17 protein-coding genes are annotated in these 19,031 nt (G+C 49.8%); 10 read left to right on the top strand and 7 right to left on the bottom strand.

Translation table 11 applies throughout. The features are described 5' to 3' along the window. Positions 1 to 467: 467 nt before the first annotated feature. Positions 468 to 1,013 (bottom strand): SecY-interacting protein, encoded by a 546-nt coding sequence (gene syd, locus QUE74_RS18240; RefSeq protein ID WP_000342436.1) that lies wholly within the window; start codon positions 1,011 to 1,013, stop codon positions 468 to 470. A gap of 67 nt (positions 1,014 to 1,080) precedes the next feature. Here syd and queF point away from each other — a divergent pair, with 67 nt between their 5' ends. The 5 genes from queF (at position 1,081) to xni (ending at position 7,543) form a co-directional block, all read left to right on the top strand. Then, positions 1,081 to 1,929: an NADPH-dependent 7-cyano-7-deazaguanine reductase QueF gene (gene queF, locus QUE74_RS18245; protein ID WP_000100400.1), complete on the top strand. Its 849-nt coding sequence runs from the start codon at positions 1,081 to 1,083 to the stop codon at positions 1,927 to 1,929. A 111-nt stretch (positions 1,930 to 2,040) separates the two neighbouring features. Next, a complete protein-coding gene (gene ppnN, locus QUE74_RS18250; protein ID WP_000627995.1) occupies positions 2,041 to 3,405 on the top strand; it encodes a nucleotide 5'-monophosphate nucleosidase PpnN in 1,365 nt (454 codons plus the stop codon). 556 nt (positions 3,406 to 3,961) lie between these two features. Beyond that, a complete protein-coding gene (sdaC, locus tag QUE74_RS18255; RefSeq protein ID WP_000450486.1) occupies positions 3,962 to 5,251 on the top strand; it encodes an HAAAP family serine/threonine permease SdaC in 1,290 nt (429 codons plus the stop codon). Positions 5,252 to 5,308: 57 nt separating this feature from the next. Beyond that, positions 5,309 to 6,676, top strand: a complete 1,368-nt coding sequence (sdaB, locus tag QUE74_RS18260) for an L-serine ammonia-lyase II (protein WP_000626401.1) — start codon at positions 5,309 to 5,311, stop codon at positions 6,674 to 6,676. Positions 6,677 to 6,787: 111 nt separating this feature from the next. Beyond that, a complete protein-coding gene (xni, locus tag QUE74_RS18265; protein WP_001352986.1) occupies positions 6,788 to 7,543 on the top strand; it encodes a flap endonuclease Xni in 756 nt (251 codons plus the stop codon). 54 nt (positions 7,544 to 7,597) lie between these two features. Here the strand turns inward: xni and fucO are convergent, their stop codons facing one another. Together fucO and fucA are read right to left on the bottom strand one after the other, a co-directional pair. After that, positions 7,598 to 8,746, bottom strand: a complete 1,149-nt coding sequence (gene fucO, locus QUE74_RS18270; RefSeq protein WP_000013601.1) for a lactaldehyde reductase — start codon at positions 8,744 to 8,746, stop codon at positions 7,598 to 7,600. A 27-nt stretch (positions 8,747 to 8,773) separates the two neighbouring features. Beyond that, entirely contained in the window at positions 8,774 to 9,421 is a 648-nt protein-coding gene (gene fucA, locus QUE74_RS18275; protein WP_000440769.1) for an L-fuculose-phosphate aldolase, read from the bottom strand. Positions 9,422 to 9,967: 546 nt separating this feature from the next. Between fucA and fucP the strand changes: the two genes are divergently transcribed. The 5 genes from fucP (at position 9,968) to fucR (ending at position 15,832) form a co-directional block, all read left to right on the top strand. Further along, entirely contained in the window at positions 9,968 to 11,284 is a 1,317-nt protein-coding gene (gene fucP / locus QUE74_RS18280; RefSeq protein ID WP_000528581.1) for an L-fucose:H+ symporter permease, read from the top strand. Positions 11,285 to 11,316: 32 nt separating this feature from the next. Then, a complete protein-coding gene (gene fucI, locus QUE74_RS18285) occupies positions 11,317 to 13,092 on the top strand; it encodes an L-fucose isomerase (protein WP_000724148.1) in 1,776 nt (591 codons plus the stop codon). A gap of 108 nt (positions 13,093 to 13,200) precedes the next feature. After that, on the top strand, positions 13,201 to 14,619 hold the full coding sequence (gene fucK, locus QUE74_RS18290; protein WP_000808386.1) for an L-fuculokinase: 1,419 nt from the start codon (positions 13,201 to 13,203) through the stop codon (positions 14,617 to 14,619). 1 nt (position 14,620) lies between these two features. Then, positions 14,621 to 15,043 carry an L-fucose mutarotase gene (gene fucU / locus QUE74_RS18295; RefSeq protein ID WP_000920840.1) on the top strand — a complete coding sequence of 141 codons (423 nt, stop codon included), beginning with the start codon at positions 14,621 to 14,623 and terminating at the stop codon, positions 15,041 to 15,043. A gap of 57 nt (positions 15,044 to 15,100) precedes the next feature. Beyond that, complete coding sequence (gene fucR, locus QUE74_RS18300) at positions 15,101 to 15,832, top strand: L-fucose operon activator (RefSeq protein WP_001308912.1); 732 nt, start codon at positions 15,101 to 15,103, stop codon at positions 15,830 to 15,832. Positions 15,833 to 15,875: 43 nt separating this feature from the next. On the opposite strand, the gene rlmM is transcribed toward fucR, so the two are convergent. The 4 genes from rlmM to QUE74_RS18320 all read right to left on the bottom strand — a co-directional run bounded on the left by rlmM (position 15,876) and on the right by QUE74_RS18320 (position 18,878). Beyond that, complete coding sequence (gene rlmM, locus QUE74_RS18305; protein WP_001045520.1) at positions 15,876 to 16,976, bottom strand: 23S rRNA (cytidine(2498)-2'-O)-methyltransferase RlmM; 1,101 nt, start codon at positions 16,974 to 16,976, stop codon at positions 15,876 to 15,878. After that, entirely contained in the window at positions 16,969 to 17,364 is a 396-nt protein-coding gene (locus QUE74_RS18310; RefSeq protein ID WP_000203905.1) for a DUF423 domain-containing protein, read from the bottom strand. Before QUE74_RS18310 ends, rlmM begins: the two co-directional genes overlap by 8 nt. Before the next feature lie 18 nt (positions 17,365 to 17,382). Beyond that, on the bottom strand, positions 17,383 to 18,300 hold the full coding sequence (gene gcvA, locus QUE74_RS18315) for a glycine cleavage system transcriptional regulator GcvA (RefSeq protein WP_000044394.1): 918 nt from the start codon (positions 18,298 to 18,300) through the stop codon (positions 17,383 to 17,385). Positions 18,301 to 18,650: 350 nt separating this feature from the next. Beyond that, positions 18,651 to 18,878, bottom strand: coding sequence for a YgdI/YgdR family lipoprotein (locus QUE74_RS18320; RefSeq protein ID WP_000750398.1), 228 nt, complete (start codon positions 18,876 to 18,878; stop codon positions 18,651 to 18,653). Between the last annotated feature and the right edge of the window lie 153 nt (positions 18,879 to 19,031).

Consider the following 19,031-nt stretch of genomic DNA (forward strand, 5'->3'; position numbering starts at 1 on the left):
CAATCGTTCATCCTGAACTATTGCTTCCTGCTCACACCACCCCGATGTGATACTTCATCCTGAAGTGTCCCTGGCCTTCCTGACCCACCGAATCATCCTGACCGGTTCTCATTCTCCATCCTGGAGGTGTCCTTTAACGCGTCCTGCGTCATCCTCTTCGCTTCATCCAGAAGCCTTTCCCTGAAACACCCTCCTGGTGTGTCCTTCAGAAGTGTCATCATCCTGATGTTCACTTCGTTGTCTGACTCCCTGTCGACGAAGATAGAATCGTCTTTTTCGCGAAGTCTTACAAGGCGCTTACAGACAATGCCTTAAGGAAAATTTCATATGAAAGTTAAGAATTAACAAGCAATATATTGATTTTAAATGAAAATAACGATTCTTATCTTTTTAAGTATTCGCTTATTTCCTGGCGATCTCCTACAGAGTCTGTAAGAGATCTCTCACAACAAGATGGGGTATTTGGATTACAGAAGAGGCTTAAGTTGATTAAGGAATTCCGCAAGATTTGAGGCTAAATGCGTCCGTTTGCGTGTTCCCAGCGTCTCTTTGCACACTTCACCGGAGAGATTACACAACGAGATGACCTCTAACTCTTCTTCCAGCGTCGCGATAAATAGCGTGGGCGGCAGTTTTAGCCTTTTCTGAGTCACCAGATGACCAATCAGATTTTCCTGCACCCGACGGAAGTCGTCTTCACTCCAGGTTTGCAGCAATGTCAGTTTGATATCGCCAAACTGCGCGTGCATATCCCCGGCAAACTGGGTCGTGTAAAAAGTATGAACCGTGGGTTGTATCACAATATCAAAAGCACGTTCAACCGCGTTTACATTTTGTTCACCGGTAAACGGCTGGGGTTGCCAGTATACAGCGTCTTCGGTGGTTGAAATAATGCACGGTGAAGGAACGCCGTACAGTTCCTCACTTAACGGCCAGCTTTTATGCTCTTCATGCCACGCATCGCAGTAGCGTGCAGTAAAATCTTTCAAGGCTTGTGCGGTCAAATCGTCCACTAATTTCTCTCTTCACTTAAACCAGATACACTTGTCGTTTAGTTTATCTGGTTTATGACGGTGAAACATGTCTTCTTATGCAAACCATCAGGCACTTGCGGGCCTGACTCTTGGAAAATCAACCGATTACCGGGATACCTATGACGCCAGCCTACTGCAAGGCGTTCCACGCAGCCTGAATCGCGACCCGTTGGGCCTGAAAGCAGATAACCTGCCTTTTCATGGCGCTGATATCTGGACGCTGTATGAACTCTCCTGGCTGAATGCGAAAGGTTTGCCGCAGGTCGCTGTCGGTCATGTTGAACTTGATTACACCAGCGTAAATCTGATTGAGTCGAAGAGTTTTAAGCTTTATCTCAACAGTTTTAACCAGACGCGTTTTAATAACTGGGATGAGGTGCGCCAGACGCTGGAGCGCGACTTAAGCACTTGCGCTCAGGGTAAGGTTAGCGTGGCGTTATATCGTCTTGATGAACTGGAAGGCCAGCCGATAGGTCATTTCAATGGCACCTGCATTGATGACCAGGATATCACTATCGATAACTATGAATTCACTACTGACTATCTTGAGAATGCCACCAGTGGTGAAAAAGTAGTAGAAGAGACGCTCGTCAGCCACCTGCTGAAATCAAACTGCCTGATCACCCATCAACCAGATTGGGGTTCGATCCAAATTCAGTATCGTGGACGCCAAATTGACAGAGAAAAACTGCTGCGTTACCTGGTCTCTTTCCGTCATCACAACGAGTTCCACGAACAGTGCGTGGAACGCATCTTTAATGACCTGTTACGCTTCTGCCAGCCAGAGAAATTGAGCGTTTACGCACGTTATACCCGTCGTGGCGGTCTGGACATTAACCCGTGGCGCAGTAATAGCGATTTTGTCCCATCGACCACAAGACTGGTTCGGCAATAAATTTTTTCTCAATTTTGCGTGCTGGATTCACGCAGAAGGTTGTGAAAGGTCATCAGGCAGGGCTATTGTAATCAAAGGGAATGACGATATTCGTCCCATAAGGAGTTTTTCTTGATTACACATATTAGCCCGCTTGGCTCCATGGATATGTTGTCGCAGCTGGAAGTGGATATGCTTAAACGCACCGCCAGCAGCGACCTCTATCAACTGTTTCGCAACTGTTCACTTGCCGTACTGAACTCCGGTAGTTTGACCGATAACAGCAAAGAATTGCTGTCTCGTTTTGAAAATTTCGATATTAACGTCCTGCGCCGTGAACGCGGCGTAAAGCTGGAACTGATTAATCCCCCGGAAGAAGCTTTTGTCGATGGGCGTATTATCCGCGCTTTGCAGGCCAACTTGTTCGCGGTTCTGCGTGACATTCTCTTCGTTTACGGGCAAATCCATAACACCGTTCGTTTTCCCAACCTGAATCTCGACAACTCCGTCCACATCACTAACCTGGTCTTTTCCATCTTGCGTAACGCTCGCGCACTGCATGTCGGTGAAGCGCCAAATATGGTGGTCTGCTGGGGCGGGCACTCAATTAACGAAAACGAGTATTTGTATGCCCGTCGCGTCGGGAATCAGCTGGGCCTGCGTGAGCTGAATATCTGCACCGGCTGTGGTCCGGGAGCGATGGAAGCGCCGATGAAAGGTGCTGCGGTCGGACACGCACAGCAGCGTTACAAAGACAGTCGTTTTATTGGCATGACTGAGCCGTCGATTATCGCCGCTGAACCGCCTAACCCGCTGGTCAACGAATTGATCATCATGCCGGATATCGAAAAACGTCTGGAAGCTTTTGTTCGTATCGCTCACGGCATCATTATCTTCCCTGGCGGTGTGGGTACGGCAGAAGAGTTGCTGTATTTGCTGGGAATTTTAATGAATCCGGCCAACAAAGATCAGGTTTTACCATTGATCCTCACCGGGCCAAAAGAGAGCGCCGACTATTTCCGCGTACTGGACGAGTTTGTCGTGCATACGCTGGGAGAAAACGCACGACGCCATTATCGCATCATCATTGATGACGCCGCTGAAGTCGCTCGTCAGATGAAAAAATCGATGCCGCTGGTGAAAGAAAACCGTCGCGATACGGGCGATGCCTACAGCTTTAACTGGTCAATGCGCATTGCGCCCGATCTGCAAATGCCGTTTGAGCCGTCTCACGAGAACATGGCTAATCTGAAACTGTACCCGGATCAGCCAGTAGAAGTTTTGGCCGCTGATCTGCGTCGTGCCTTCTCCGGTATTGTGGCGGGTAACGTAAAAGAAGTCGGTATTCGCGCCATTGAAGAGTTTGGTCCTTACAAAATCAACGGCGATAAAGAGATTATGCGTCGTATGGACGACCTGCTACAGGGTTTTGTTGCCCAGCATCGTATGAAGTTGCCAGGCTCAGCGTACATCCCTTGCTACGAAATCTGCACGTAATCTCCCCTTCCCCGGTGACATTAGTTGCCGGGTTTTCTCGTTTTTGGTTACTTACCCATCAATTCATTTCATTTGTTATATAAATGTTTCTTACCGTCCTCACGCGATAAACATCATCACAGTTAATATGTCATACAATTTATATTGCAACGCAAACGTTTCCCTGTTTTCACAAACCACATTTTATCGCTATGAAAAATAAATTATCCCCATTATTCACTAAAAGTATTGATTTTTTCAGCTCAACCTACATATATTGCGCGCCCCGGAAGAGGTCAGATGTCGTTTAATGGGCAAATATTGCCCTTAAATTCTTTTTTACTTTTGATTTACAGAGTAAAGCGTTGAGATTATCTATCTTCCAAGTAGATTATTGTATTTGAGATCAAGATCACTGATAGATACATAACTTGTGTGTATCTTTCCGCCCTCAAATTATTACGGCGGAAAATGATTAAGCCATCGCCGATAGACAGATTTCATTTTTACGGTCAGGCACCTTCCCGGGCTGAACTGGCTAAAAGCTGAATTATTTGCATTCCTCCAGGAGAAATTGATGGAAACGACTCAAACCAGCACGATTGTGTCGAAAGACTCACGTAGTGCATGGCGCAAGACAGACACCATGTGGATGCTGGGCCTTTACGGCACGGCAATCGGCGCGGGCGTGCTGTTCCTGCCAATCAACGCCGGTGTTGGCGGTATGATCCCGCTGATCATCATGGCTATCCTTGCGTTCCCGATGACGTTTTTTGCTCACCGCGGCCTGACTCGCTTCGTACTGTCTGGTAAAAACCCAGGCGAAGACATCACCGAGGTTGTAGAAGAACACTTTGGTATTGGTGCAGGTAAACTGATTACCCTGCTCTACTTCTTTGCTATCTACCCGATCCTGCTGGTTTACAGTGTGGCAATCACCAACACGGTTGAAAGCTTCATGTCTCACCAGCTGGGTATGACGCCGCCGCCGCGTGCGATTCTGTCTCTGATCCTGATTGTGGGTATGATGACCATTGTTCGCTTCGGTGAGCAGATGATCGTGAAGGCGATGAGTATTCTGGTATTCCCGTTTGTTGGTGTACTGATGCTGCTGGCTCTGTACCTGATCCCGCAGTGGAACGGCGCAGCACTGGAAACGCTGTCTCTGGACACTGCATCGGCAACCGGCAACGGTCTGTGGATGACCCTGTGGCTGGCGATTCCGGTCATGGTGTTCTCGTTCAACCACTCTCCGATCATCTCTTCTTTCGCCGTTGCGAAGCGTGAAGAGTACGGCGATATGGCAGAACAGAAATGCTCGAAGATCCTGGCATTCGCACACATCATGATGGTGCTGACCGTAATGTTCTTCGTCTTCAGCTGCGTACTGAGCCTGACTCCGGCAGACCTGGCTGCGGCTAAAGAGCAGAACATCTCGATTCTGTCTTACCTGGCTAACCACTTTAACGCACCGGTTATCGCGTGGATGGCTCCGATTATCGCGATTATCGCTATCACCAAATCCTTCCTCGGCCACTACCTGGGTGCACGTGAAGGCTTCAACGGTATGGTGATTAAATCTCTGCGTGGTAAAGGTAAGTCTATCGAAATCAACAAGCTGAACCGTATCACTGCGCTGTTCATGCTGGTAACGACCTGGATTGTTGCCACCCTGAACCCGAGCATCCTGGGTATGATTGAAACCCTGGGTGGCCCAATCATCGCGATGATCCTGTTCCTGATGCCGATGTACGCAATCCAGAAAGTACCGGCAATGCGTAAGTACAGCGGTCACATCAGCAACGTATTCGTTGTCGTGATGGGTCTGATTGCAATCTCCGCAATCTTCTACTCTCTGTTCAGCTAAGTCCTTTCGCGCCGCTTTCGGGCGGCGCTTCCTCCGTTTTAACGCGATGTATTTCCTATGATTAGCGTATTCGATATTTTCAAAATCGGCATTGGCCCTTCCAGTTCTCATACCGTTGGACCAATGAAAGCGGGTAAACAATTTACCGACGATCTGATTGCCCGTAACCTGCTTAAAGACGTGACCCGCGTGGTGGTTGACGTGTACGGCTCGCTCTCTCTGACTGGTAAAGGCCACCACACTGATATCGCCATTATTATGGGCCTGGCGGGTAACCTGCCGGATACCGTGGATATCGATTCCATCCCTGGTTTTATTCAGGATGTGAATACTCATGGTCGCCTGATGTTGGCAAACGGTCAGCACGAAGTGGAGTTCCCGGTTGATCAGTGCATGAACTTCCATGCCGATAACCTTTCTCTGCATGAAAACGGCATGCGCATTACCGCGCTGGCGGGCGATAAAGTCGTTTACAGTCAGACTTACTACTCTATCGGCGGTGGCTTTATCGTTGATGAAGAACATTTTGGTCAGCAGGATAGCGCACCGGTTGAAGTTCCTTATCCGTACAGTTCCGCTGCCGATCTTCAAAAACATTGTCAGGAGACCGGGCTGTCACTCTCTGGTCTGATGATGAAAAACGAGCTGGCGCTGCACAGCAAAGAAGAGCTGGAACAGCACCTGGCGAACGTCTGGGAAGTAATGCGTGGCGGTATTGAGCGCGGTATTGCCACCGAAGGCGTGTTGCCAGGCAAACTGCGCGTTCCACGCCGCGCTGCGGCACTGCGCCGGATGCTGGTTAGCCAGGATAAAACCACCACTGATCCGATGGCAGTTGTTGACTGGATCAACATGTTTGCGCTGGCAGTGAACGAAGAGAACGCTGCGGGCGGTCGCGTGGTGACTGCGCCGACTAACGGTGCGTGCGGGATTATCCCGGCAGTGCTGGCGTACTACGACAAGTTTATCCGCGAAGTGAACGCTAACTCACTGGCTCGTTACCTGCTGGTAGCAAGCGCGATTGGTTCTCTTTATAAGATGAACGCCTCGATTTCTGGTGCCGAAGTGGGTTGCCAGGGTGAAGTTGGCGTGGCGTGCTCTATGGCGGCAGCTGGTCTGGCAGAACTGTTAGGCGCAAGCCCGGCGCAGGTGTGCATCGCGGCGGAAATCGCCATGGAACACAACCTCGGTCTGACTTGTGACCCGGTTGCTGGACAAGTTCAGGTACCGTGCATTGAGCGTAACGCCATTGCGGCAGTAAAAGCGGTGAACGCTGCACGTATGGCGCTACGCCGTACCAGCGAACCACGTGTCTGCCTCGATAAAGTTATCGAAACCATGTACGAAACAGGTAAAGATATGAATGCCAAGTACCGCGAAACCTCTCGTGGTGGCCTGGCGATGAAGATCGTTGCCTGCGATTAATCGCTCTCCAGAGGCCTCGATTTGCGAGGCCTCTTCCCGTTTTCTCATCCAGCCGTAGCCTCTTCCAGTAGTGAATGTTACCCTTATCACCTGATCTTTAAGGGGGTTATCGTGGCTGTTCATTTGCTTATTGTCGATGCACTGAATCTTATCCGTCGCATTCATGCCGTTCAGGGTTCGCCCTGTGTCGAAACCTGCCAGCACGCGCTCGATCAGCTCATTATGCACAGCCAGCCAACCCACGCGGTCGCCGTTTTTGATGATGAAAACCGCAGTAGCGGCTGGCGTCATCAGCGTTTACCAGATTACAAAGCGGGTCGACCGCCAATGCCGGAAGAGTTGCACAACGAAATGCCTGCATTACGCGCCGCCTTTGAGCAACGAGGCGTCCCGTGCTGGTCAGCCAGCGGCAACGAAGCCGATGACTTAGCCGCCACGCTGGCGGTCAAAGTAACTCAGGCCGGGCATCAGGCAACTATTGTTTCGACAGATAAAGGCTACTGCCAGTTACTTTCACCGACATTACGTATTCGTGATTACTTCCAGAAACGTTGGCTGGATGCACCATTTATTGATAAAGAATTTGGCGTTCAACCGCAGCAGTTACCCGATTACTGGGGGCTGGCGGGGATCAGCAGTTCAAAGGTGCCAGGCGTTGCGGGGATTGGCCCCAAAAGCGCCACGCAGTTGCTGGTCGAGTTTCAGAGTCTGGAAGGGATCTATGAGAATCTGGATGCGGTTGCCGAAAAGTGGCGCAAGAAATTAGAAATGCATAAAGAGATGGCATTTCTGTGCCGCGATATTGCCCGCTTACAGACTGATTTGCATATCGACGGCAATTTACAGCAATTGCGGTTGGTACGGTAACGGCGTGCCGGATACGGTGCAAACGTCGCATCCGGCATCGTCACATCAGCGCAATTACCAGGCGGTATGGTAAAGCGCTACAATATCCTCAAGCGTTGCTTCACGCGGGTTGCCACCGGTACAAACATCGTCCAGAGCCGCCTGCGCCAGTGCCGGAATGTCTTCCTTGCGTACACCAACATCACGCAAATGTGGCGGAATACCGACATCACGGTTGAGAGCAAATACCGCTTCAACAGCGGCATTACGCGCGTCTTCCAGGCTCAAACCTTCCACTTTCACGCCCATAACGCGCGCGATATCGCGGTACTTCTCGCCAGTAAATTCGGCGTTATAACGCATGACATGCGGTAACAAGATGGCGTTCGCAACACCGTGTGGAGTGTTGTAAAACGCGCCCAGCGGATGCGCCATACCATGCACCAGCCCTAACCCAACATTCGAGAAGCCCATACCCGCAACATACTGCCCGAGCGCCATTTCTTCTCCGGCATCCTTATCACCAGCAACCGATCCTCGTAGCGCCCCAGCAATAATTTCAATCGCTTTAATGTGCAGCGCATCGGTTAGCGCCCACGCACCACGAGTAATATACCCCTCAATAGCATGAGTGAGTGCATCGACACCCGTCGCGGCTTTCAGCGCAGGCGGCATACCATCCATCATGTCAGCGTCAATAAATGCCACCTGCGGGATATCATGCGGATCAACACAAACGAACTTGCGTCGTTTTTCTTCGTCAGTGATCACATAGTTAATGGTCACTTCTGCCGCAGTGCCTGCTGTGGTGGGGATTGCCAGAATCGGTACACTGGGTTTATTGGTCGGGGAAAGCCCTTCCAGACTGCGCACATCGGCGAATTCCGGGTTGTTGCTGATGATGCCAATCGCTTTACACGTGTCCTGTGGAGAACCACCACCAATAGCGATCAGGTAATCCGCACCGCTACTCTGGAATACACCAAGCCCTTCTTTGACGACAGTAATTGTCGGGTTGGGCACTACACCATCGTAAATCGCCCATGCCAGCCCTGCAGCATCCATCTTATCGGTCACTTTCGCCACCACGCCGCATTGCACCAGCGTTTTATCGGTGACGATCAGTGCCTTCTGATAACCACGGCGTTTCACCTCATCAGTTAAGGCCCCAACAGCTCCCCGACCAAACCATGCCGTTTCGTTCAGAATCATTCTGTTAGCCATCATCCTGCTCCTTTTTGCTTTACGAAATTACTCTTCAATCCGTAACCCGTAGGTTTTGAATTTCTCCAGCACTACGGCAATCTCTTCATCGCTCAGCACTGGCACCGGGTCCGTAATCGCCAGGGTCGTCAGGTAAAGTTGCGCCAGCACTTCAACCTCATGCGCCAGCCATAACGCTTTCTCCAGATTCACCTCACAAGCGATAAGCCCATGATGTTGTAACAAAGTTGCCTTACGGTTTTTGAGAGCCAGCGCAACATGTTCAGAAAGTTCGCGAGTTCCAAAGGTCGCATAAGGCGCGCAAGGAATAGAATTACCACCAGCCGCCGCAATCATGTAGTGAATAGCAGGGATCGGTCGGTTAAGAATGGAAACTGCCGTGCAATGAACGGCATGATTGTGAACAATCGCGTTGGCATCCGGTCTGCTTTGATAGGCCGCCATATGGAAACGCCATTCGCTTGAGGGAAGCTTTCCTTCCTCATGTTTACCGTTGCCATCAATAAAGACAATATGCGACTCCGTCAGTTTTTCATACGGAATGCCTGTAGGCGTAATCAGCATCCCATCCTGATAACGTACACTGACGTTACCCGCTGTTCCCTGGTTCAGTCCCAAGCGGGTCATTTCCAGGCAAGTGTCAATAATCTGACGAGCAAGTTTATTTCGTTCCATTAGCTACCTCTCTCTGATTCAAAACAGGGCAATAATGTTGTTCCTTTCACACTATTGAATTAGCCGTTTAATTACCCACCATCTTCTTCCTGATTAACCAGAAAGAAATTCACAAGCTTATATTTTGTGACCTGGTTCAACTAATCACAGTAAATAACTGCAAGTTGTCTTTTTATAACCCTATTAAAAATGACCGCTCTTAAAAATATTTATCAAAACGGTCATTTTTCCATTCCCCCTCGCCAGAAATGCCCGTTTTCGGCACAAACAATTAATACGGTCATCGGGTTTGTGTTTTTTATGATTTATTTTCTGAAACGGGCATGAAATTTCGATTATTAAAGTGATGGTAGTCACATAAAGTCACCTTCCAGCTAATAAGTGTGACCGCCGTCATATTACAGAGCGTTTTTTATTTGAAAATGAATCCATGAGTTCATTTCAGACAGGCAAATATTCACTGATATGAAGCCCGAACTCGCTGGTTTTGCACTTTTGAAAACATAACCGATTACGTGCTTAAGCTTCTGAACCTAAGAGGATGCTATGGGAAACACATCAATACAAACGCAGAGTTACCGTGCGGTAGATAAAGATGCAGGGCAAAGCAGAAGTTACATTATTCCATTCGCGCTGCTGTGCTCACTGTTTTTTCTTTGGGCGGTAGCCAATAACCTTAACGACATTTTATTGCCTCAATTTCAGCAGGCTTTTACGCTGACAAACTTTCAGGCAGGTCTGATCCAATCGGCCTTTTACTTTGGTTATTTCATTATCCCAATCCCTGCCGGGATATTGATGAAAAAACTCAGTTATAAAGCAGGGATTATTACCGGATTGTTTTTATATGCCTTCGGCGCTGCATTATTCTGGCCCGCCGCAGAAATAATGAACTACACCTTATTTTTAATTGGCCTATTTATTATTGCAGCCGGATTAGGTTGTCTGGAAACTGCCGCAAACCCTTTCGTTACGGTATTAGGACCAGAAAGCAGCGGTCACTTTCGCTTAAATCTTGCGCAAACATTTAACTCATTTGGCGCAATTATTGCGGTTGTCTTTGGGCAAAGTCTTATTTTGTCTAACGTGCCACATCAATCGCAAGACGTTCTCGATAAAATGTCACCAGAGCAATTGAGTGCGTATAAACACAGCTTGGTATTATCGGTACAGACACCTTATATGATCATCGTGGCTATCGTGTTACTGGTCGCCCTGCTGATCATGCTGACGAAATTCCCGGCATTGCAGAGTGATAATCACAGTGACGCCAAACAAGGATCGTTCTCCGCATCGCTTTCTCGCCTGGCGCGTATTCGCCACTGGCGCTGGGCAGTATTAGCGCAATTCTGCTACGTTGGCGCACAAACGGCCTGCTGGAGCTATTTAATTCGCTACGCTGTAGAAGAAATTCCAGGTATGACCGCAGGCTTTGCCGCTAACTATTTAACCGGAACCATGGTGTGCTTCTTTATTGGTCGTTTCACCGGCACCTGGCTCATCAGTCGCTTCGCACCACACAAAGTCCTGGCAGCCTACGCATTAATCGCTATGGCACTGTGCCTGATCTCAGCCTTCGCTGGCGGTCATGTGGGTTTAATAGCCCTGACTTTATGCAGCGCCTTTATGTCGATTCAGTACCCAACAATCTTCTCGCTGGGCATAAAGAATCTCGGCCAGGACACCAAATACGGCTCGTCCTTCATCGTTATGACCATTATTGGCGGCGGTATTGTCACTCCGGTCATGGGTTTTGTCAGTGACGCGGCGGGCAACATCCCCACAGCCGAACTGATCCCCGCACTCTGCTTCGCGGTCATCTTTATCTTTGCCCGTTTCCGTTCTCAAACGGCAACTAACTGAACATATTTTCCGAATAAAGTGAGGAATCTGTAATGAAAAAAATCAGCTTACCGAAAATTGGTATCCGCCCGGTTATTGACGGTCGTCGCATGGGTGTTCGTGAGTCGCTTGAAGAACAAACAATGAATATGGCGAAAGCTACGGCCGCACTGCTGACCGAGAAACTGCGCCATGCCTGCGGAGCTGCCGTCGAGTGTGTCATTTCCGATACCTGTATCGCGGGTATGGCTGAAGCTGCTGCTTGCGAAGAAAAATTCAGCAGCCAGAATGTAGGCCTCACCATTACGGTAACGCCTTGCTGGTGCTATGGCAGTGAAACCATTGACATGGACCCTACCCGCCCGAAAGCCATTTGGGGCTTTAACGGCACTGAACGCCCAGGCGCTGTTTACCTCGCCGCAGCTCTGGCAGCTCACAGTCAGAAAGGTATCCCGGCATTCTCCATTTACGGTCATGACGTTCAGGATGCCGATGACACATCGATTCCTGCCGACGTTGAAGAAAAACTGCTGCGCTTTGCCCGCGCCGGTTTGGCAGTCGCCAGTATGAAAGGTAAAAGCTATCTGTCGCTGGGCGGCGTTTCGATGGGGATCGCCGGTTCCATCGTTGACCACAACTTCTTTGAATCCTGGCTGGGAATGAAAGTCCAGGCGGTGGATATGACCGAACTGCGTCGCCGTATTGATCAGAAGATTTACGACGAAGCAGAACTGGAAATGGCGCTGGCCTGGGCTGATAAAAACTTCCGCTATGGCGAAGATGAAAATAACAAACAGTATCAACGCAATGCCGAGCAAAGCCGCGCAGTTCTGCGCGAAAGTTTACTGATGGCGATGTGTATCCGCGACATGATGCAAGGCAACAGCAAACTGGCCGATATTGGTCGCGTGGAAGAATCACTTGGCTACAACGCCATCGCTGCGGGCTTCCAGGGACAACGTCACTGGACCGATCAATATCCCAATGGCGACACCGCCGAAGCGATCCTTAACAGTTCATTTGACTGGAATGGCGTGCGTGAACCCTTTGTCGTGGCGACCGAAAACGACAGTCTTAACGGCGTGGCAATGCTAATGGGTCACCAACTCACCGGCACCGCTCAGGTATTTGCCGATGTGCGTACCTACTGGTCACCAGAAGCAATTGAGCGAGTAACGGGGCATAAACTGGACGGACTGGCAGAACACGGCATCATCCACTTGATCAACTCCGGTTCTGCTGCGCTGGACGGATCCTGTAAACAACGCGACAGCGAAGGTAAACCGACGATGAAGCCGCACTGGGAAATCTCTCAGCAAGAGGCTGACGCTTGCCTCGCCGCGACCGAATGGTGCCCGGCTATCCACGAATATTTCCGTGGCGGTGGTTACTCTTCCCGCTTCCTTACTGAAGGCGGTGTCCCGTTCACCATGACCCGTGTCAACATCATCAAAGGCCTGGGACCGGTACTGCAAATCGCGGAAGGCTGGAGCGTTGAGTTACCGAAGGATGTGCATGACATCCTCAACAAACGCACCAACTCAACCTGGCCAACCACCTGGTTTGCACCGCGCCTCACCGGTAAAGGGCCGTTTACGGATGTGTACTCGGTAATGGCGAACTGGGGCGCTAACCATGGGGTTCTGACCATCGGCCACGTTGGCGCAGACTTTATCACTCTCGCCTCCATGCTGCGTATCCCGGTATGTATGCACAACGTTGAAGAGACCAAAGTGTATCGTCCTTCTGCCTGGGCTGCGCACGGCATGGATATTGAAGGCCAGGATTACCGCGCTTGCCAGAACTACGGTCCGTTGTACAAGCGTTAATACATTACTCCCTGATGTGATGCCCGGTCGCTCCGGCTACCGGGCCTGAACAAGCAAGAGTGGTTAGCCGGATAAACAATGTTATCCGGCTATATTGCAGGAGCGATTATGAAACAAGAAGTTATCCTGGTACTCGACTGTGGCGCAACCAATGTCAGGGCCATCGCGGTTAATCGGCAGGGAAAAATTGTTGCCCGCGCCTCAACGCCTAATGCCAGCGATATCGCGATGGAAAACAACACCTGGCACCAGTGGTCTTTAGACGCCATTTTGCAACGCTTTGCTGATTGCTGTCGGCAAATCAATAGTGAACTGACTGAATGCCACATCCGCGGTATCGCCGTCACCACCTTTGGTGTGGATGGCGCTCTGGTAGATAAGCAAGGCAATCTGCTCTATCCGATCATTAGCTGGAAATGTCCGCGAACAGCAGCGGTAATGGACAATATTGAACGGTTGATCTCCGCACAGCAGTTGCAGGCTATTTCTGGCGTCGGAGCCTTTAGTTTCAATACGTTATATAAATTGGTGTGGTTGAAAGAAAATCATCCACAACTGCTGGAACGCGCGCACGCCTGGCTCTTTATTTCGTCGCTGATTAACCACCGTTTAACCGGCGAATTGACTACTGATATCACGATGGCCGGAACCAGCCAGATGCTGGATATCCAGCAACGCGATTTCAGTCCGCAAATTTTACAAGCCACCGGTATTCCACGCCGTCTCTTCCCTCGTCTGGTGGAAGCGGGTGAACAGATAGGTACGCTACAGAACAGCGCCGCAGCAATGCTCGGCTTACCCGTTGGCATACCGGTGATTTCCGCAGGTCACGATACCCAGTTCGCCCTTTTTGGCGCTGGTGCCGAACAAAATGAACCCGTGCTCTCTTCCGGTACCTGGGAAATTTTAATGGTCCGCAGTACGCAGGTTGATACTTCACTGCTAAGTCAGTACGCCGGTTCGACCTGCGAACTGGATAGCCAGGCAGGATTGTATAACCCCGGTATGCAATGGCTGGCATCCGGCGTGCTGGAATGGGTGAGAAAACTGTTCTGGACTACTGAAACGCCCTGGCAAATGTTGATTGATGAAGCTCGTCTGATCCCCCCGGGTACGGATGGTGTGAAAATGCAGTGTGATTTATTGTCGTGTCAGAACGCTGGCTGGCAAGGAGTGACGCTCAATACCACGCGCGGACATTTCTATCGCGCGGCGCTGGAAGGGTTAACCGCGCAATTACAGCGCAATCTACAGATGCTGGAAAAAATCGGGCACTTTAAAGCCTCTGAATTATTGTTAGTAGGTGGAGGAAGTCGCAACACATTGTGGAATCAGATTAAAGCCAATATGCTTGATATTCCGGTAAAAGTTCTCGACGACGCCGAAACGACCGTCGCAGGAGCTGCGCTGTTCGGTTGGTATGGCGTAGGGGAATTTAACAGCCCGGAAGAAGCTCGCGCGCAGATTCATTATCAGTACCGTTATTTCTACCCACAAACTGAACCTGAATTTATAGAGGAAGTGTGAAATGCTGAAAACAATTTCGCCGTTAATTTCCCCCGAACTATTGAAAGTGCTGGCAGAGATGGGACATGGAGATGAAATTATTTTTTCCGATGCTCACTTTCCCGCCCATTCGATGGGACCGCAGGTGATCCGCGCTGATGGCCTGTTGGTGAGCGACTTGCTCCAGGCGATAATCCCGTTATTTGAACTGGACAGTTATGCACCGCCGCTGGTGATGATGGCGGCGGTAGAAGGTGACACTCTCGATCCTGAAGTAGAACGACGTTATCGTAATGCGCTTTCACTACAAGCCCCCTGTCCTGACATCATCCGCATCAATCGTTTTGCGTTTTATGAGCGGGCGCAAAAAGCCTTTGCGATCGTTATCACAGGCGAACGAGCGAAGTATGGGAATATTCTTTTAAAAAAAGGGGTAACACCGTAATCTCATACCGGTACGCCCGCATGACGCGGGCGGTTATCGAATGATGGGGTGAAAAATATGAAAGCGGCACGCCAGCAAGCGATAGTCGACCTGCTGCTGAACCATACCAGCCTGACCACGGAAGCTCTCTCTGAACAGCTAAAGGTCAGTAAAGAAACCATTCGTCGCGATCTCAATGAATTACAGACGCAGGGTAAAATTCTGCGCAATCATGGGCGCGCTAAATATATCCACCGTCAAAATCAAGACAGTGGCGATCCCTTTCACATCCGGCTGAAAAGCCATTATGCGCATAAAGCAGATATCGCGCGCGAGGCGCTCGCGTGGATTGAAGAAGGGATGGTGATAGCCTTAGACGCCAGTTCAACCTGCTGGTATCTGGCACGCCAGTTGCCTGACATCAACATCCAGGTCTTCACCAATAGCCATCCGATTTGCCATGAACTCGGTAAACGTGAACGCATTCAACTGATCAGTTCCGGCGGCACACTTGAGCGCAAATATGGCTGTTACGTCAATCCCTCGCTGATTTCCCAACTTAAATCGCTGGAAATCGATCTGTTTATTTTTTCTTGTGAAGGGATCGATAGCAGCGGTGCACTGTGGGACTCCAATGCCATCAACGCTGATTACAAATCGATGCTATTAAAACGTGCCGCGCAATCGTTGTTATTGATTGATAAAAGTAAATTTAATCGTTCAGGGGAAGCCCGCATCGGGCATCTGGATGAGGTCACGCACATTATTTCTGATGAGCGCCAGGTTGCGGCTTCTTTGGTAACAGCCTGACGGAAAGGGTAGCAGGCCGGAGACGACGCCCCGGCCTTGTTAGTTATCGCTCGTCGCGACGGCCTCCCACCGCAGCCCAGATGCGGCGGACATGCACCGTCACTTCTTCACGATCGTGATACAACTGTCGCGCCTGAATCTGAGCATTTATGCCATGTTCATCAAGCTGTGCCTGAATATACGCCAGATTATGTGACACTTCTTCGTAGCGTTTTTTCATCGGCAGTTTGAGGTTGAAAATGGTTTCACGGCACCAGCCATTAACCAGCCACTGCGCCATCAATGCCGCAACTTTCGCCGGCTTTTCAACCATATCGCATACCATCCAGGAGATATTGCTGCGTGTCGGACGGAATTTGAAACCGTCTTCCCGCAGCCACGTCACCTGCCCGGTATCCATCAGGCTTTGTGCCATCGGGCCGTTATCAACGGAATATACCCACATGTTGCGCTTCACCAGTTGGTAGGTCCAGCCGCCTGGGCAAGCACCTAAATCCACCGCCCACATCCCGTTCGCCAGACGTTCATCCCACTCATCCGCCGGAATAAACACATGAAATGCCTCTTCCAGTTTGAGCGTGGAACGACTCGGCGCATCTGCCGGAAATTTCAGGCGCGGAATGCCCATATAGAACGGCGAATTATTGTTGCTGTATGAGTAACCGGTATAGCAGCAACCTGGTGCAATAAAGAATACATGCACAACCGGACGCTTCGGCGTTTCATAGTTCGCCAGCACCCCGGCATCGCGCAAGGCAGCGCGTAGCGGCACGGTGAATTTACGGCAGAATTTCAGCAACTCTTTGCTTTCGTTGGTATCGGCAACTTCAACACGCAGTTCACCGCCCTTCTCTACTACGCCCTGTAACATGCCGACAATGGGGGTAATACGATCTTCTGGCGGCAAATGCTGCAGGAGTTCCCCGACCACAAACCACTGGCGGGCAAAAATTAATGAACTGAACGGCAGCTCACGGATTAACTTATCGCCATCATCAGGTTGATAACATTCATAAATGACATAACCCGCATTCTCTTTCACGCGGGCAAAACCGAAAATTTCCCGCTGGCCGGCTTTATCGGTAATTTCTGCGGCGCACTCTTTTTCAAAGCCCGGACGGCACAGCAATACAACCTTATTCATGACTTACGCCCTTGCGCTTTAAACGGATAGCACCAACTAACATTAACGCCCAGCCCGCGAGGAAGCTCACGCCGCCAACCGGTGTGACAAATGCCCACAAACGCAGATGGGACAGCGCCAGGCAATAAAGGCTGCCGCTGAACAGCACCGTGCCTAACGCAAGGAAAACGCTACTCCAGTAAAACCAGATACTGATGCGACGCTGCATTGCCACCGCCAGACCTAAGATCGCCAGCGTATGGAACGCCTGGTATTCGAGACCGGTCTGGATCCAGCCCATCTCAACGGCCCCCATGGTTTTACTTAACACATGCGCGCCAAAAGCGCCCAGCGCCACAAAAATGAAGCCGCTAATGGCGGCGAAAATCAGCATAAAACGGCTGGTCATGGTCGTACCCTACGTAAATTATTGTTCATAACGAAAGCGGAATTTTTCTTGTTCAGCAGCGGCTTTCGCCAGGATCCATTGGCGAAAGGCGGCTATTTTACCCAGTTCTGCCTGGCTGTCATGACAAACCAGATAAAAAGCGTTTTTACTGACCAGAACATCATTAAACGGGCAAACAAGACGTCCGGCTTCAATTTCAGATTGCGCCATCACGTTATTCGCCAGCGCCACTCCCTGCCCGTGGATAGCCGCTTGCAGCACCATGGCGCTATGACTAAATATTGGTCCTTGCTGAACGTTGATATGATTTAACCCCAATTGGCGAGTATATGTCTGCCAGTCACGGCGAGACGCATCATGTAATAACGTATGTTTAGCCAAGTCTTCCGGGGTCTTCAAGGGTTTATCGCCTGTCAGCAGTAGCGGCGAACACACCGGCAATAAATATTCGGCGTAAAGTTTTTCCACCCGTAGCCCCGGCCAGTTGCCCCGACCATAGAATATCGCCACGTCAACATCATCCGCCAGCTTATCTTCCTGACGATCAACCGCCTGGATGCGAACGTCAATTCCCGGATAAGCTGAATTAAAGCTGGAAAGTCGTGGAACCAACCAATGAATGGCGAAACTGGGGAGTAAACTGACCGTCAACGCCCCCTTGGCGCTACGGGCCTGGAGTTTACGTGTCGCTTCGGTTAATTGCGAAAATATCTCTTTGATATCGAGGAAATAGCTTTGCCCTTCCTCGGTCAGCAGGAGTGAACGATTACGGCGGCGGAACAGTTTTAGCCCCAGAAAATCCTCAAGAGACTTGATTTGATGACTTACTGCGGCCTGAGTCACAAAAAGCTCTTCTGCTGCGCGAGTGAAACTTAAATGGCGTGCTGCGGCATCAAAAACTCGTAAGGCATTTAGCGGTGGTAATCGTTTAGACATGGCTTTTAAACTTTGATGTTAAATGAATTTAACAATTAGATCACACTGTGTAACCTATTAGTTTTTTTAATCTGAGCCATTATAAATTGTCCGTTGAGCTTCTACCAGCAAATACCTATAGTGGCGGCACTTCCTGAGCCGGAACGAAAAGTTTTATCGGAATGCGTGTTCTGGTGAACTTTTGGCTTACGGTTGTGATGTTGTGTTGTTGTGTTTGCAATTGGTCTGCGATTCAGACCATGGTAGCAAAGCTACCTTTTTTCACTTCCTGTACATTTACCCTGTCTGTCCATAGTGATTAATGTAGCACCGCCTAATTGCGGTGCTTTTTTTTACCTTGCGATCGCGAATTACTGATCCAGTTCGACCATCTCTTTCACGTCGGTACGGTTGATCTGCTGTTTGTTGCCATTAGCGTCTTTATACGAAATCATACCGGTATCGTTATCAGTCTGTGGTTTGCCGTCAGAGACGATGGTACGTCCGTCATTGGTGTGCATCACATAGTTCGAACCGGAACAGGCGCTCAGGGCAAAAGTCAGCATACAGGCAGAAATAATTGCGGCAGTCTTTTTCATCATCTTCTCCTTAAAGCGATTAATAAATCTTAATAGTATTGATTAACAGGCTAAAATTAACGCCTAACACTATTTAGCATATGTTACTTACGCGGCTTCGTCAGGATATCCAGATAATTCTGATGGTTAGCACTCTCCTTGTATCAAAGTGAA

The organism is Escherichia sp. 10290, assembly GCF_030295155.1.
Taxonomy (GTDB): domain Bacteria; phylum Pseudomonadota; class Gammaproteobacteria; order Enterobacterales; family Enterobacteriaceae; genus Escherichia; species Escherichia coli_F.

Bases quoted from the DNA above. Each gene is read 5' to 3' on its own strand.
- queF (WP_000100400.1), top strand. From the start codon at position 1,081: ATGTCTTCTTATGCAAACCATCAGGCACTTGCGGGCCTGACTCTTGGA.
- sdaC (WP_000450486.1), top strand. From the start codon at position 3,962: ATGGAAACGACTCAAACCAGCACGATTGTGTCGAAAGACTCACGTAGT.
- sdaB (WP_000626401.1), top strand. From the start codon at position 5,309: ATGATTAGCGTATTCGATATTTTCAAAATCGGCATTGGCCCTTCCAGT.
- fucO (WP_000013601.1), bottom strand. From the start codon at position 8,746: ATGGCTAACAGAATGATTCTGAACGAAACGGCATGGTTTGGTCGGGGA.
- fucA (WP_000440769.1), bottom strand. From the start codon at position 9,421: ATGGAACGAAATAAACTTGCTCGTCAGATTATTGACACTTGCCTGGAA.
- fucP (WP_000528581.1), top strand. From the start codon at position 9,968: ATGGGAAACACATCAATACAAACGCAGAGTTACCGTGCGGTAGATAAA.
- fucI (WP_000724148.1), top strand. From the start codon at position 11,317: ATGAAAAAAATCAGCTTACCGAAAATTGGTATCCGCCCGGTTATTGAC.
- fucK (WP_000808386.1), top strand. From the start codon at position 13,201: ATGAAACAAGAAGTTATCCTGGTACTCGACTGTGGCGCAACCAATGTC.
- fucU (WP_000920840.1), top strand. From the start codon at position 14,621: ATGCTGAAAACAATTTCGCCGTTAATTTCCCCCGAACTATTGAAAGTG.
- fucR (WP_001308912.1), top strand. From the start codon at position 15,101: ATGAAAGCGGCACGCCAGCAAGCGATAGTCGACCTGCTGCTGAACCAT.
- rlmM (WP_001045520.1), bottom strand. From the start codon at position 16,976: ATGAATAAGGTTGTATTGCTGTGCCGTCCGGGCTTTGAAAAAGAGTGC.
- QUE74_RS18310 (WP_000203905.1), bottom strand. From the start codon at position 17,364: ATGACCAGCCGTTTTATGCTGATTTTCGCCGCCATTAGCGGCTTCATT.
- gcvA (WP_000044394.1), bottom strand. From the start codon at position 18,300: ATGTCTAAACGATTACCACCGCTAAATGCCTTACGAGTTTTTGATGCC.
- QUE74_RS18320 (WP_000750398.1), bottom strand. From the start codon at position 18,878: ATGAAAAAGACTGCCGCAATTATTTCTGCCTGTATGCTGACTTTTGCC.